Annotated in this window: 14 protein-coding genes, 1 tRNA gene, 2 rRNA genes, 1 other RNA gene and 1 other annotated feature (2 of these 19 running past the window's edge); of the genes, 4 read left to right on the top strand and 14 right to left on the bottom strand. The window is 38.4% G+C overall.

Going from position 1 to position 15,000, the window contains the following annotated elements; translation table 11 throughout:
• The 5 genes from recR to tadA all read right to left on the bottom strand — a co-directional run.
• On the bottom strand, nt 1-334 hold the 5' portion of the coding sequence (gene recR, locus ACX9TM_RS00135) for a recombination protein RecR (RefSeq protein ID WP_000559169.1). Its footprint begins 263 nt before the window's first position; the window shows 334 of its 597 coding nt (coding positions 1-334); it begins with the start codon at nt 332-334; the stop codon falls past the left edge of the window.
• 14 nt (nt 335-348) lie between these two features.
• Complete coding sequence (locus ACX9TM_RS00130; RefSeq protein ID WP_014894853.1) at nt 349-675, bottom strand: YbaB/EbfC family nucleoid-associated protein; 327 nt, start codon at nt 673-675, stop codon at nt 349-351.
• 25 nt (nt 676-700) lie between these two features.
• Nucleotides 701-2,389, bottom strand: a complete 1,689-nt coding sequence (gene dnaX / locus ACX9TM_RS00125) for a DNA polymerase III subunit gamma/tau (protein ID WP_000121587.1) — start codon at nt 2,387-2,389, stop codon at nt 701-703.
• A gap of 132 nt (nt 2,390-2,521) precedes the next feature.
• Nucleotides 2,522-2,786, bottom strand: an RNA gene (gene ffs, locus ACX9TM_RS00120) — signal recognition particle sRNA large type.
• Nucleotides 2,787-2,865: 79 nt separating this feature from the next.
• Nucleotides 2,866-3,366 (bottom strand): tRNA adenosine(34) deaminase TadA, encoded by a 501-nt coding sequence (gene tadA / locus ACX9TM_RS00115; protein WP_050279532.1) that lies wholly within the window; start codon nt 3,364-3,366, stop codon nt 2,866-2,868.
• 109 nt (nt 3,367-3,475) lie between these two features.
• On the opposite strand from tadA, the gene ACX9TM_RS00110 reads away from it, so the two are divergent.
• The 3 genes from ACX9TM_RS00110 (at nt 3,476) to ACX9TM_RS00100 (ending at nt 5,447) form a co-directional block, all read left to right on the top strand.
• Nucleotides 3,476-4,015 (top strand): cysteine hydrolase family protein, encoded by a 540-nt coding sequence (locus ACX9TM_RS00110; RefSeq protein WP_000798724.1) that lies wholly within the window; start codon nt 3,476-3,478, stop codon nt 4,013-4,015.
• Nucleotides 4,016-4,140: 125 nt separating this feature from the next.
• A complete protein-coding gene (locus ACX9TM_RS00105) occupies nt 4,141-4,776 on the top strand; it encodes a deoxynucleoside kinase (protein WP_064531893.1) in 636 nt (211 codons plus the stop codon).
• 2 nt (nt 4,777-4,778) lie between these two features.
• Nucleotides 4,779-5,447, top strand: a complete 669-nt coding sequence (locus tag ACX9TM_RS00100) for a deoxynucleoside kinase (RefSeq protein ID WP_001053585.1) — start codon at nt 4,779-4,781, stop codon at nt 5,445-5,447.
• Between the two features lie 35 nt (nt 5,448-5,482).
• Here the strand turns inward: ACX9TM_RS00100 and ACX9TM_RS00095 are convergent, their stop codons facing one another.
• From ACX9TM_RS00095 to guaB, 7 genes are all read right to left on the bottom strand, one after another.
• Nucleotides 5,483-5,875: a sigma factor-like helix-turn-helix DNA-binding protein gene (locus tag ACX9TM_RS00095; RefSeq protein WP_000364193.1), complete on the bottom strand. Its 393-nt coding sequence runs from the start codon at nt 5,873-5,875 to the stop codon at nt 5,483-5,485.
• Between the two features lie 166 nt (nt 5,876-6,041).
• Nucleotides 6,042-6,134: transfer RNA gene (locus ACX9TM_RS00090), tRNA-Ser, on the bottom strand.
• Between the two features lie 154 nt (nt 6,135-6,288).
• On the bottom strand, nt 6,289-7,563 hold the full coding sequence (serS, locus tag ACX9TM_RS00085; RefSeq protein ID WP_000884187.1) for a serine--tRNA ligase: 1,275 nt from the start codon (nt 7,561-7,563) through the stop codon (nt 6,289-6,291).
• A 51-nt stretch (nt 7,564-7,614) separates the two neighbouring features.
• Nucleotides 7,615-7,836: a binding site (T-box leader), on the bottom strand.
• A 54-nt stretch (nt 7,837-7,890) separates the two neighbouring features.
• On the bottom strand, nt 7,891-8,481 hold the full coding sequence (pdxT, locus tag ACX9TM_RS00080; RefSeq protein ID WP_000238785.1) for a pyridoxal 5'-phosphate synthase glutaminase subunit PdxT: 591 nt from the start codon (nt 8,479-8,481) through the stop codon (nt 7,891-7,893).
• 18 nt (nt 8,482-8,499) lie between these two features.
• Nucleotides 8,500-9,387, bottom strand: coding sequence for a pyridoxal 5'-phosphate synthase lyase subunit PdxS (gene pdxS / locus ACX9TM_RS00075; RefSeq protein ID WP_000186165.1), 888 nt, complete (start codon nt 9,385-9,387; stop codon nt 8,500-8,502).
• 160 nt (nt 9,388-9,547) lie between these two features.
• A complete protein-coding gene (gene dacA, locus ACX9TM_RS00070; RefSeq protein ID WP_124749816.1) occupies nt 9,548-10,855 on the bottom strand; it encodes a D-alanyl-D-alanine carboxypeptidase DacA in 1,308 nt (435 codons plus the stop codon).
• A gap of 113 nt (nt 10,856-10,968) precedes the next feature.
• Nucleotides 10,969-12,432 (bottom strand): IMP dehydrogenase, encoded by a 1,464-nt coding sequence (gene guaB / locus ACX9TM_RS00065; RefSeq protein ID WP_000264088.1) that lies wholly within the window; start codon nt 12,430-12,432, stop codon nt 10,969-10,971.
• 115 nt (nt 12,433-12,547) lie between these two features.
• On the opposite strand from guaB, the gene ACX9TM_RS00060 reads away from it, so the two are divergent.
• A complete protein-coding gene (locus tag ACX9TM_RS00060) occupies nt 12,548-13,549 on the top strand; it encodes a YaaC family protein (RefSeq protein WP_000554287.1) in 1,002 nt (333 codons plus the stop codon).
• A 34-nt stretch (nt 13,550-13,583) separates the two neighbouring features.
• On the opposite strand, the gene rrf is transcribed toward ACX9TM_RS00060, so the two are convergent.
• Both rrf and ACX9TM_RS00050 read right to left on the bottom strand, forming a co-directional pair.
• Nucleotides 13,584-13,699, bottom strand: a 5S ribosomal RNA gene (rrf, locus tag ACX9TM_RS00055).
• A gap of 49 nt (nt 13,700-13,748) precedes the next feature.
• Nucleotides 13,749-15,000 (bottom strand): 23S ribosomal RNA (locus tag ACX9TM_RS00050); it runs 1,670 nt beyond the window's last position.

Here is a 15,000-nt window from a genome sequence, read left to right as displayed (position 1 = left end):
AAATCGCACCACGTAACACATGATATACACCTTGATACTCTTTCATTTTTTCCATCGCGATTACATCTTTCGGTTCTTGCACGACACAAACAACTGATTGATCTCGATGTGAATCATTACAAATATAACAAGGATCACGATCAGTAATATGTCCGCATACAGAACAGTACGCTAAATCTCGCTTCGCATTTACAAGTGCTTTCGCGAAACCTAACACATCATCTTCTTTCATATCTAATACGAAAAATGCCAATCGAACCGCTGTTTTCGGTCCGATACCTGGCAACTTCATAAAACTATCGATTAGTTTTGATATTGGTTCTGGATAATGCATGTATCAATATCCTCCTAGAACATTCCACCTGGTAAGTTTAAGCCTTTTGTAAATTTACCCATTGTAGAGTTTGAAAGCTCATCAGCCTTTTTAAGTGCATCATTTGTTGCAGCTAATACTAAGTCTTGTAACATTTCGATATCTTCTGGATCTACAACTTCCTCTTTAATCTTCACTTCAAGAATTTGCTTGTGACCATTTGCAATAACTGTAATCATTCCGCCGCCAGCTGTACCTTCAACTGTTTTTTCACCAAGCTCTTCTTGTGCTTTCGCCATGTCCTTTTGCATCTTTTGCATTTGTTTCATCATGTTATTCATATTTCCCATTCCGCCACGCATCATAATTAATTCCTCCTAATTATTATTACTCTTTTATTTCAATGAGTTCTTGCCCTACTAACTTCACTGCCTCTTCTATAAGAGGGTCTTCCTTTTTCTCCGGGCTTTCTTCAGACTCTCCACCTTCACGTTGTAAAAAGTCTTCACGGATTTTACCCCATTCACTTTTTGGAATGGCAATCATATTTAACCTTTTACTTAGCAATTCAAATAAAGCTTGTTCTACTGTATCCATAGCTTCTCGATTTTCGCTCGCCATCTTACAGTGAATCTCATATTGAAATGCTAAAACGTAAGTGTCATCTGAAGCTGCCACTGGTTCACTATTTTCAAGTAAAACGGCAAACGCTACTTTGTTATATGATTTGAGTCTTCCTAACAACTCACCCCATACAGCTTTTAATTGTTCTAAATCTTGACGCTTCGCTTGTTTTAATACTTCATTTACACGTCCGACAGGAATTTTCATACTTCCTGTTCGTACCGGTTTTGGTGTTGCACGTGTCTCTCTTACTTCCTGTTGTACACCAGCTGGCACACCGTTCTTTTTGACTTGCTCTAACTCTTTCTCCAGTTGCTGCATCCTGTTCATAATTGCTTGCAAACGATCTGTACCATTTGCTTGCATCATAAACTGTTGACACAATTGCACCATAACAACTTCTAAGAAAATACGCGGATGATTTGTCCACTTCATTTCCTGTTGTCCCTTACTAAGGGTATGAATAATCTCATAGATCACTTCCGGTTGCATTTCTTCACTCAACTTACGGAATTGATCATCTACAATTACTCGTTCCAACATATGTTCTAGTTGTGGTGAAGTTTGATATAAAAGCATATCACGATAATAGTAAATGAAATCCTCCATAAAACGAACTGGATCCTTCCCTTTACTCATCATTTCATCTATGATTTGCAATGCTCTTGATACATCATTTTCACGTATGCACTCTACTAAATTGCCTAAGTATTGCTGAGAAACAGATCCTGTTACGGCCAATACATCTTCTGTCGTAACAATCTCATCACTATAAGATATAGCCTGATCAATAAGACTAAGCGCGTCACGCATACCACCTTCGGCAGCACGCGCAACAATTTGTAATGCTTCACCTTCCACTTGCGTACCTTCATTTGTCACGACCGTTGATAATCTCTCAACAATATCATTCACTGATATTTTTCGGAATTCAAAGCGCTGACAACGTGAAATGATTGTAGGTGGGATCTTATGAGGTTCTGTTGTCGCCAAAATAAAGATAACATGTCCTGGCGGCTCTTCTAAGGTTTTTAAAAGCGCATTGAATGCACCCATAGAAAGCATGTGAACTTCATCAATAATGTATACTTTATATTCTACAGCACTTGGAGCGTATTTTACTTTATCTCTAATATCTCGAATTTCATCTACACCGTTATTTGAAGCCGCATCAATTTCTAATACATCTGAAATGGATCCTTGTGTGATTCCTAAACAAGAAGGACATTCATTACAAGGTTCAGCTACCGGAGCATGTTCACAGTTAATTGCTTTTGCAAATACTTTTGCAATTGTCGTTTTTCCTGTTCCCCTCGGGCCAGAAAATAAATAAGCATGTGAAACTTTCTCTTGAAGAAGGGCATTTTGCAACGTTTTTGTCACGTGCTTTTGACCGACTACATCTTCGAACTTTTGCGGTCTCCATGTTCGGTATAACGCTTGGTATGACACGAAAATACGGCCTCCCTCAAAGGTTATTATCTCATTTATTATAACCCATTCTGTTTATAGATTCCAAAAGTTATTTTCTATACAAAAAACTCACCTTTGTATTAAGGTGAGTTTTGTATACATATATAACTGCCGTGCACCCTCCGTCGATTACGTACCATAAGCGTTACTCAAGCAGTTAGCTCGGTTCAGGCACTCCTGCGGCACACGAGAAGACCCGCTTATTGCTGCTTCCTTCCGGACCTGACAAGGTTCACGGGGTCCCGTTGCGCAGGACCCAAACGTCAACACCACTTACTTAAGGCAGACCTTACAGCAACATAACCTCGAGAGGGGATTCGGCCTCGCTAGAGCGGATTGCGAGTATAGGGCACCGCTACCTCCCCGCTTAGCACGGCAAAGTTAAAACCAATATTCGGTTGCCTTCATTAAAGGCATTATCAGTATAACTTGTTTCTTTAGAAAATGCAAATACGTTAGTTCCCAGTATTCTTCTCTAATTTTTTTATTGCTTTTCTTTTTTTACGAAGCTCTCTAAAAAAGTTTGTTAACAACGTACCGCATTCTTCCTCTAGTACCCCAGATACTACTTCACATTGATGATTGAAGCGTTCATCCGTTAAAAGATTCATCAATGTCCCTGCACATCCGCCCTTCGGGTCACTTGCACCATATACAACTCGCTTCACTCGTGATAAAACAATTCCACCCGCACACATTGGACAAGGTTCTAATGTTACATACAATGTTGCATCTTCTAAACGCCATGTCCCTAATTTTTTACATGCATCATCTATCGCTAGCAACTCAGCATGAGCTATTGATCTTTGCTCAGTTTCCCTTAAATTATGGGCAACACTAATTACCTCACCATCTAACACTATAACTGCTCCAATTGGTACTTCCTGTATTTCCTCTGCCTTTTTAGCTTCTTCTATCGCTAATTGCATAAAATAAATATCTTGATTTTGTTCCATAACATAGTCCTTTCATTACAAATAAAGTACACTTATTTCCATTTACTACACAGGGGATAACTTTTACAAATTCAATCCACCCTAAAAGAAAAAAGAGAGGGGATTACATATGAAAAATACCGCCTTGCTCATTATCGATATGATTAATGACTTTCAATTTTCCCACGGACCCATTCTAGCTAAAAAATGCGAAACTATAACAAACCCTATTTTACAATTAAAGAAAAAAATGAAATCCTTCGGCTATCCTATAATTTACGTTAATGACCATTATCAACTTTGGAGATCTGATATCGACCAACTTATTACTCATTGCACAAATGAATATAGCGAAAATATAATCCATAAGATTGCTCCAAGTTTTGATGAGTACATTTTTATTAAACCACATTATTCCGCTTTTTATGAAACACCTTTAAATTCATTACTAGGTTATTTAAAAATAGAAAATCTAATATTAACAGGGGTTGCCGGAAATATATGTATCCTATTCACAGCTAATGATGCTCATATGAGAAATTATAAATTGTATGTACCACAGGATTGTATCGCCTCTAACAACGACCAAGATAATATACATGCTTTAAAAATAATGGAAACTACATTGAAAGCAAATATAACATCATCAACCAAAATAAAATTTAATTAATACATATATCTATTTTCTAACTTTTTATATCAAATTAACCCGCTCGCTTCCCTCTTGTGCTACAATAATTCTGTTTTGTGTTTTTAGTAGTCACGGTAAATCACTGATTGAAAGGAGGAAACAGCGTGACCGGAGTACCATTTATCACGGTTGAAGGACCAATTGGTGTTGGAAAAACTTCACTTGCGAAGGAAATTTCAACTCACATGCAACTCCACTTACTAAAAGAGATTGTTGATGAAAATCCCTTTTTAGGAAAGTTCTATGAAGACATCGACGAATGGAGTTTTCAAACAGAGATGTTCTTTCTTTGTAATAGATACAAACAATTAGAAGACATTAACATAAAGTACTTGAATCAAAGGAAACCAGTAGTAGCGGATTACCATATCTTTAAAAATTTAATTTTTGCATCCCGCACATTAAAAGACTCTCAATATGACAAATACATGCAAATTTATCATATCCTTACACAAGATATGCCTGTGCCAAATGTCATTGTTTATTTAACAGCTAGCCTAGAAACATTGCAAAAACGAATCGCCATGCGCGGAAGAGAATTTGAAAAAAACATGGATCCAAATTACTTACTACAGCTCACAAAAGATTATGAAACAGCAATGGATGCTTTTAAAAAAGATCATCCGGAAATACCAGTATTGAAATTTAATGGCGACGATATGGATTTTGTAAAAAATCCTGATGATTTAAACGTTATCCTATCTGCCCTTCAAAATACTCTCTTAAAGGAGTCGAAATAATAATGAATTTAAGGCAAAAATATGATATACCCAATGACGCAGTAATCACTATCGCCGGAACAGTAGGTGTGGGTAAATCAACTATGACAACTGCATTAGCTAATGCTTTAGGTTATCGCACATCATTTGAAAAAGTAGATTCCAATCCATATTTGGACAAGTTCTATGCGGACTTCACTCGCTGGAGCTTCCACCTACAAGTGTACTTTTTAGCAGAACGATTTAAAGAACAAAAAAGAATTTTTGAATATGGTGGCGGTTTTGTTCAAGATCGTTCCATTTACGAAGACACTGGAATTTTCGCAAAGATGCATCATGAAAAAGGAACAATGACGGAAACTGATTATGAAACATACAAAGGTTTATTTGACGCTATGGTCATGACTCCTTACTTCCCTCATCCAGACTTATTAATTTACTTAGAAGGTTCTTTCGATGATATTGTCGATCGTATTCAAGAACGCGGGCGCCCAATGGAACAGCAAACACCAATTGAGTACTGGAAAGAAATGCATGGACGTTATGAAAACTGGATTAACAACTTTAATTCATGCCCTGTATTACGCTTAAATATTAATGAGTACGATATTTTAAAAGATGGTGATTCAATCGAACCAATCATAAAAAAAATTGGCCATTTTTTAAAACAAACACGTAAACTTGTAAAATAAAAAACCCGTGCATATGCACGGGTTTTCCTATTAAATTACTTCTTCTTTGTTGGAGCAATAATTTCACTCTCAGGTTTTCCTGCGTTAATGCGCTGACGAACAGTACTTGTACTAATATCGTATGCTTCAGCAATCTCTTTAACAGTCATTTCTTTCCCGTTAATTACTGCCGTTAATACTTTACCTGTACGTTTTGGAGCTGCTTCTTTCTTTACAGCTGCTTTTTTAACTTGTTTTGGCGCCTCTACTTTACTCGTAGCTGGTTTTACATCACAAGTACAACCACAAAGTTTACGGAATGTATCATCACTAATAATGCGTGATACGTTTGCACCACTGTTTAAAATTCTATTGTTCTTACAGACAGGACATTGTACATAATATAAAGTTTTTCCATCTAAAGGAAACGTTTGTATAATAAGATCCATGTTGACTCCTTTCATATCTATGAAGATAATCATCGGAATATGAGTGTGTAATAAGGACAAAATTACCTTACACCATACTTTATGATTGGTTTTAAAATAAAAACTCGTTACGTGTTGGTAACGAGTTCTCCAATCTCCACTTATATGCGCTGTTGTCAATTATATCTGGAGGAGGTAGAGGGATTCGAACCCCCGCGCGACTCTCGCCGCCTGTCGGTTTTCAAGACCGATCCCTTCAGCCAGACTTGGGTATACCTCCATATTGACATCAAATATAATATCAAAAGAAAAACAGTTAGTCAACCCTACTAAAATAAATTATGAGGAAAGGAAAATTTTACTTTCCCCTTCCTACATTACAGTACTGACAACGCTCATAATTACCAATCACTCATACCGATGAATGTTTAAATTTACTTAATAACTGTTTTTCCTCCCATATAAGGGCGAAGAACTTCTGGAATTATAATTGTACCATCTTCTTGTTGGTAGTTCTCTAAAATAGCTGCAACCGTACGTCCAATTGCAAGACCAGATCCATTTAATGTATGAACATGTTCTGGTTTTCCATTTGGTTCACGGCGGAAACGGATATTTGCACGTCTCGCTTGGAAAGCTTCAAAATTACTACAAGAAGAAATTTCACGATATGTGCCATAGCTTGGAATCCATACTTCAATATCGTATTTCTTCGCTGCTGTAAATCCTAAATCGCCTGTGCACATGCTCATAACGCGATATGGCAACTCTAATAATTGTAACACGCGTTCTGCATCATTTGTTAACTTTTCTAACTCTTCATAAGAATCTTCTGGTTTTACGAACTTCACAAGCTCTACTTTATTGAACTGATGCTGGCGAATTAAACCACGTGTATCACGCCCAGCTGAACCTGCTTCAGAACGGAAGCAAGAGCTAAATGCAGCATATCTTATAGGCAATTGCTCTTTATTTAAAATCTCATCACGATGCATATTCGTTACAGGTACTTCAGCTGTTGGAATTAAGAAGTAATCTTCACTTTCAATACGGAATGCATCTTCTTCAAACTTTGGAAGTTGTCCTGTTCCTGTCATACTTGCACGGTTTACCATATATGGAGGTAATACTTCTTCATATCCATGCTCATCAGTATGAAGATCAAGCATAAAGCTAATTAAAGCACGCTCTAATCTTGCACCAGCACCTTTGTAAAATACGAAGCGGCTTCCTGTTACTTTCCCAGCGCGTTCAAAATCTAAAATTCCTAAATCAGTAGCAAGATCCCAATGTGGTTTTGGCTCATAAGTAAATTCTTTCACTTCTCCCCAAGTACGTGCTACTACATTATCATCCTCTGTTTCACCAACTGGAGCAGATTCATGAGGGATATTTGGAATAGATAACATTAATCTTTCTAAGTCTTCTTCAACTGTACGAAGTTCGTTATCAAGATCCTTTACTTTTTCTCCAACTTCACGCATTTCTAAAATTAGAGCTTCTGCATCTTTCTTTTCGCGCTTTAATACAGAAATTTGTTGAGATACTTCGTTACGTTTACTTTTTAATTCTTCTGTCTGAACAAGTAGTTCTCTTCTTCTCGTATCAAGTTCTTCAAAACGTCCGAAATCAGTTAAATCTTCGCCTCTATGCTGTAATTTCGCTTTTACTTCTTCAAAGTTTGTACGTAAAAATTTAATATCAAGCATTATATACTCCTCCTTTTATTTTATAAAACACAAAAAACTCCCGTCCCTATATAAAGGGACGGGAGTTAACCCGCGTTGCCACCCTAGTTGAAAGCATTACCGCTTTCCTCTCAAGTAGAAATAACGGCTCTTCACCGGGAATGCTTACTAATCCAAAAGATATTCCACATTCCATTCCAGGATGGATTCACAAACTGTTTCTATCGATTTCCACCAACCATCGACTCTCTATAAGAAACGACATTTGTTACTATTTCCTATCAACACGCTTATTTTATAAAATTGTTACCATCAATTTACTATAATCTTATACAAGTTGCAAGTTACTTATACAACTTTTTTCATTTTCGCTTCTTTTACCATTTCAACAAAGTATGCTGTCACACGATGATCATCTGTTAATTCCGGATGGAATGAAGCAGCTAAAAACTGATCTTGTCTTACCGCTACCATTCGGTCACCATGCTTAGAAAGCACTTCAACATTATCAGCTACTTCTACAACATACGGCGCACGGATAAATACACCAACGAAGTCTTCACCCACGCCTTCAATTGAAAGCGCAGCCTCAAAACTATCCTTTTGGCGTCCGAACGCATTGCGCTCAACTGTAATATCCATAGCACCAATATGTGCTTCTTCATAGCCAATAAGTGTTTTCGCAAGAAGAATCATCCCTGCACATGTACCAAACATTGGTTTACCAGACTTTGCAAATGTACGAAGTGGTTCCATGAAAGCATACTTATCAATAAGACGGCGCATTGTTGTACTTTCACCGCCCGGTAAAATAAGACCATCAATCTCTTCAAGTTGCTCTATACGCTTTACAACAACAGCTTCTGCACCACTTGCTTCAACTGATTTTACATGCTCACGAACTGCACCTTGAAGACCTAGTACACCGATTTTCACCATTTTAAAGTTCTCCTTTAATTACCATCCACGCTCTTGCATGCGTTGTTCTGGTAATAACGTTGAAATTTCGACACCCTTCATTGCATTACCTAATCCTTTAGAAAGGCTTGCAATTAGTTCGTAATCTTCATAATGAGTCGTTGCTTCAACGATTGCACGTGCAAATTTCTCTGGGTTTTCTGATTTGAAGATACCAGATCCAACAAATACCCCATCAGCACCAAGTTGCATCATTAATGCTGCATCTGCTGGTGTTGCTACACCACCTGCCGCAAAGTTTACAACTGGTAAGCGACCAAGACGTTTAATTTCAAGTAATACTTCGTAAGGAGCGCCAGTATTTTTTGCATATGTCATTAACTCATCTTCACGTAGACTCGCAACTTGACGGATTTCTGCATTGACTTGGCGCATATGACGCACTGCCTCTACAATGTTTCCTGTTCCTGGTTCACCTTTTGTACGAAGCATAGATGCACCTTCTGCAATACGACGTGCAGCTTCTCCGATATCACGGCAACCACATACAAATGGAACTGTGTAATCACGTTTATTTAAATGGTATACTTCATCAGCAGGAGTTAATACTTCACTCTCATCGATATAGTCTACCCCTAATGATTCTAATACACGTGCTTCTACAAGGTGACCGATACGGCATTTTGCCATAACCGGAATTGACACCGCACCCATAACTTCTTCAACAATTGTTGGGTCTGCCATACGAGAAACGCCACCTGCTGCACGAATATCTGCTGGTACACGCTCTAATGCCATAACGGCAACTGCGCCTGCCTCTTCTGCAATTTTTGCTTGTTCAGCGTTAACTACGTCCATAATAACGCCGCCTTTTTGCATTTCTGCCATTCCACGTTTTACACGTTCTGTCCCTGTTACATTTGTCATGTACAAAAACCCCCCTAGGTGAATTGCTTTCCCCCGTTAAAGGCGAAAATTAAGAATACTCTTACATTCTACCACTAACTATCAGATGCTTGTCTACTACTTTTTCATAAAGTCGGTATGAAAAATAGGAATAAAAAAAAGCTCCTATCGTGAGGAGCTTTTAAAACCAACCTTTTACTGTATCAACAGCACTATTCCACATACCACTAAAGAATGAACCAATTCCGCGCATAGCACGAGTAAACCAGTTTGCTTCTTCTACTTCAGATGTCGTTACAAGATCCACTTGCAGTGACTTACCAGTTAAAAATCCAGGGTCGTTTGTATCTTTTGGCGTAATTACCATTTGACCAAGCGCAGCTCCCTTTTTAATAGGTGCTTCTTGTCCCTTACTTGATTCTTTTAATTCTGTTTTATAAACATCTTTACTTCCTTTTGGCACTGGAAGTGAAATAGCTTGTTTCGTTTGAACTGCTACATCTTTATCTTTCGCATTTTCTACTCTTACTGTTTCTTGTCCTTTTACTGAAGAACCTTTTTTATACATTTGTTTCACTTCAAAGTTAGCAAATCCATAATCATATAACTTCTTTGTTTCATCAAAACGTGCTGTATGAGAACTTGTTTTAATAACTACAGAAATAAAACGCATTCCGTTTCTTTCAACCGTACCAGTGAAGCAATCTCCTGCTTCTGGAGTTGAGCCTGTTTTTAGGCCATCTACGCCATCATATTCTTTAACTAAGCCCTTTAACATCCAGTTCCAGTTCGACATTCCAAACTTCTCTTTTTCTGGACGGAATTCTTTTTTAGGGATTTTTGCTGTATCTAACACTTTTGGATAATCTTTAATTAAATGTTGTGCTAAAGTTGCAACATCCTTTGCAGACATTTTATTTTCTTCATCCGCTGTTGTTCCTTCAGGATGCATTCCCTTTAAATCTTTATTCGTTAAACCTGTAGAATTGACAAATTTATAATTTTTTAACCCTAGTTCTTTCGATTTGTCATTCATCATTTTTACGAAGTCTACTTCTTTACCTGCAATTGCTTCTGCTAATGCAATTGTTGCACCATTTGCAGAAAAGATTGCCATTGCTTCGTATAACTCTTTTACTGTATAAGAGCCACCATTTTCTAATGCAACATTTGATAATGAAGCATCTTGTGAAACCTTATATGCATATTCAGAAACCTTAATTTTCTGGTCCCACTTAAGTTTTCCTTTATCCACTGCTTCGTGAACTAAATATTCACTCATCATCTTTGTCATACTAGCAATGGATAATAATTCATCTGCATTCTTTTGATATAAAATTTTCCCAGAATTCGCTTCTACTAAAATTGCCGCACCTGCTTCAATGTTTAAAGCGGCTCCTGTTTCAGCTGATGCATTGCTATATGGCATAAAAATGCTACAAGCTAGTGTAAGCACTGTTACCAAAGCAATGAATCTTTTGCAAAACATACCTTTCACTTTTGCTACCCCCAATATCTATGTACTCACATAACCGTTATTCTAACATAATCAAAAAAAAATAGACAGAGATATCAAATCTCTGTCTATTTGTATATAAGACATTATAATGAGTAGTTTGGAGCCTCTTTTGTAATTTGTACGTGATGAGGATGACTTTCACGTAAGCCAGCACCTGACATACGAATGAATTGTGCATTTTCGCGTAAGAATTCTAAATCCTGTGCTCCGCAATATCCCATACCTGCACGTAAGCCACCAACTAATTGGTGAACTGTATCTGCTAAAGGTCCTTTATATGGCACTCGTCCTTCAATACCTTCTGGGACAAGCTTTTTATTACCTTCTTGGAAGTAACGATCTTTACTTCCTTTTTCCATCGCACCGACAGAACCCATACCACGATACACTTTAAATTGACGACCTTGGTAAATTTCAGTTTCTCCAGGGCTTTCTGCAACACCTGCAAACATGCTACCTAGCATAACAACATGTGCTCCTGCCGCTAAAGCTTTCACCATATCACCAGAGTACTTAATACCACCATCAGCAATAACTGGAATACCGTGTTTACGAGCTTCTGTTGCACAATCATAAACTGCAGTTAATTGTGGTACACCAACACCGGCTACAACGCGTGTTGTACAAATAGAACCTGGTCCAATACCAACTTTAACTACGTTTGCACCAGCTTCAATTAATGCTTTCGTTGCTTCAGCAGTAGCAACATTTCCAGCGATAATATTTAGTGATGGGTATTTAGCACGAACTTCTTTTACCTTATCAATAACACCTTTAGAATGTCCATGTGCTGTATCAAGTACAATTGCATCTACACTAGCTTTTACTAATGCATCGATGCGAAGCATAGCATCCGCTGTTACACCAACTGCTGCTCCAACTAATAAGCGTCCTTGCTTATCCTTAGCAGAGTTTGGGAATTCAATTACTTTTTCAATATCTTTTATTGTAATAAGCCCTTGTAATACACCGTTATTATCAACAAGAGGGAGTTTTTCAATTTTATACTTTTGTAGGATCTTTTCAGCTTCTTCCAGTGTAGTACCAACTGGAGCTGTAATTAATTGTTCTTTTGTCATTACGTCAGAAATTTTGATTGAGTAGTCTTGGATGAAGCGCATATCACGGTTTGTAATAATACCAACTAATTTTCGCTCATCTAAATTATTTACAACCGGTACACCTGAGATACGATATTTTCCCATAAGATGTTCTGCATCATATACTTGATGTTCTGGAGTTAAGAAGAAAGGATCTGAAATAACGCCGCTTTCAGAGCGCTTTACTTTATCAACTTGCTCTGCTTGTTGCTCAATAGACATATTCTTATGAATAATTCCTAAACCACCTTGGCGAGCCATTGCAATAGCCATGTCAGCTTCTGTTACTGTATCCATTCCTGCACTAATTAACGGGATGTTTAGCTGTAAGCTTTCAGATAAAACTGTTTTAACACTTACTTCTCTTGGTAATATATCTGACCTAGCTGGTACAAGTAATACATCATCAAAAGTCAAACCTTCTTTAACAAATTTAGATTCCCACATAATTGTTCCCCCTATGATACCAGAAATTATTATTAGTAGCTTATCAATTGGTTAAAATACTGTCAAGGACGTATATATATGTTAGAATTTTTAGACAATAAAAGGAGCGTAATATATGCATCAAACATCTTGTACTTGGCAGCAGTTAAGTTTCTTTTTTTCATCTCAAAACGTACAACGTTATCTTGCCCGTTGTTATGAAAAATCCTCTATTCAGGATGCAGAAAAAAAAAGTTTTGAAAATTGTTATCCCTTTATTTATTACTTAGAACACGGGAAAAATTATTATGAATTATATAAGACAGCTCCATTTTCCATTCAACCAATGTTGTTATTTTATGGAATTAGTCAACTGTTTAAAGCATGCCTACTAACTATTGACCCTAACTATCCTGAATCCACTACTGTTTTAGCTCATGGCGTTACAACTCGCAAACGAAAAAAACAAGGGTATCAATTTTTAGAAGATGAGGTGAAGGTACAAAAAAACGGATTGTTTACTCATGTTGCAGAACAACTGTTTCACATGAAACACTTAGAAGCAGAAAAATTTAACATGTTAGAACTAATGGGAAATATTCCAGAATTACAAAATTTATTTCGTTATAGTCAAAAAGGATCAACTTTATATAAAATTGATTCAACAATTAAAAATGAGCTCTCCTTTTCAGTCAACCTACTAGATCGATTACATATGACTAAAGAGAGATTTTCTCGTTACATTGAAACATCTTGTAAGCATTTATCAATACAACACGTACCTGAGAAGACTAATGAATCGAATTTACTTTTTACAGCGCCTATTCAATCATGGAATCCTATGTACAGTACTCCTTTATACTATGAACATCTTACTAATACTTATTATTTGCCACTTACGACTGACCCTAGAAATCCTAAGCCAATATTACCTGAACTCCTCATTCATTATTTATTGCTCTATAATTTAAGCATGATTTCTAGATATGAAACAGATTGGTGGTATGACTTACTTGGAAGTTATGGTTCTGAAGATTATCCATTTATTTATCAATTTCTAAGTATTTCTGCTCAAAAAATCCCTTACTATATTTCAAATTTTTTATTAATGGAACCAAATCTATTTCATGGGAAATAAAAAAACACAAGTCAAATGACTTGTGTTTTTAGTTGCTTGGCGACGTCCTACTCTCACAGGGACAAGGTCCCAACTACCATCGGCGCTAGAGAGCTTAACTTCCGTGTTCGGTATGGGAACGGGTGTGACCTCTCTGCCATCATCACCAAACTATGAAGGCATATTCCTTCAAAACTAGATAACATTTGCTACATATTATATGGTTAAGTCCTCGATCTATTAGTATTCGTCAGCTCCACATGTCACCATGCTTCCACCTCGAACCTATCAACCTGATCATCTTTCAGGGATCTTACTAGCTTACGCTATGGGAAATCTCATCTTGAGGGGGGCTTCATGCTTAGATGCTTTCAGCACTTATCCCTTCCGCACATAGCTACCCAGCTATGCCCTTGGCAGAACAACTGGTACACCAGCGGTGCGTCCATCCCGGTCCTCTCGTACTAAGGACAGCTCCTCTCAAATTTCCTACGCCCACGACGGATAGGGACCGAACTGTCTCACGACGTTCTGAACCCAGCTCGCGTACCGCTTTAATGGGCGAACAGCCCAACCCTTGGGACCGACTACAGCCCCAGGATGCGATGAGCCGACATCGAGGTGCCAAACCTCCCCGTCGATGTGGACTCTTGGGGGAGATAAGCCTGTTATCCCCGGGGTAGCTTTTATCCGTTGAGCGATGGCCCTTCCATGCGGAACCACCGGATCACTAAGCCCGACTTTCGTCCCTGCTCGACTTGTAGGTCTCGCAGTCAAGCTCCCTTATGCCTTTGCACTCTACGAATGATTTCCAACCATTCTGAGGGAACCTTTGGGCGCCTCCGTTACACTTTAGGAGGCGACCGCCCCAGTCAAACTGCCCACCTGACACTGTCTCCCGGGTCGATAAGACCCGTAGGTTAGAATTTCAATACAGTCAGGGCGGTATCCCACCAGCGCCTCCACCGAAGCTAGCGCTCCGGTTTCAATGGCTCCCGCCTATCCTGTACAAACTGTACCAAAATTCAATATCAGGCTACAGTAAAGCTCCACGGGGTCTTTCCGTCCTGTCGCGGGTAACCTGCATCTTCACAGGTACTATAATTTCACCGAGTCTCTGGTTGAGACAGTGCCCAAATCGTTACACCTTTCGTGCGGGTCGGAACTTACCCGACAAGGAATTTCGCTACCTTAGGACCGTTATAGTTACGGCCGCCGTTTACTGGGGCTTCAGTTCAGAGCTTCGCTTACGCTAACCCCTCTCCTTAACCTTCCAGCACCGGGCAGGTGTCACCCCCTATACTTCGCCTTACGGCTTCGCAGAGAGCTGTGTTTTTGCTAAACAGTCGCTTGGGCCTATTCACTGCGGCTTTCCGTTAAGAAAGCACCCCTTCTCCCGAAGTTACGGGGTCATTTTGCCGAGTTCCTTAACCAGAGTTCTCTCGCACACCTTAGGATTCTCTCCTCGCCTA

The sequence above is a fragment of the Bacillus sp. LH1 genome (assembly GCF_057924895.1).
The sequence above is the reverse complement of the archived record's forward strand: the minus strand, read 5'-3'. Positions and strand labels throughout refer to the sequence as shown.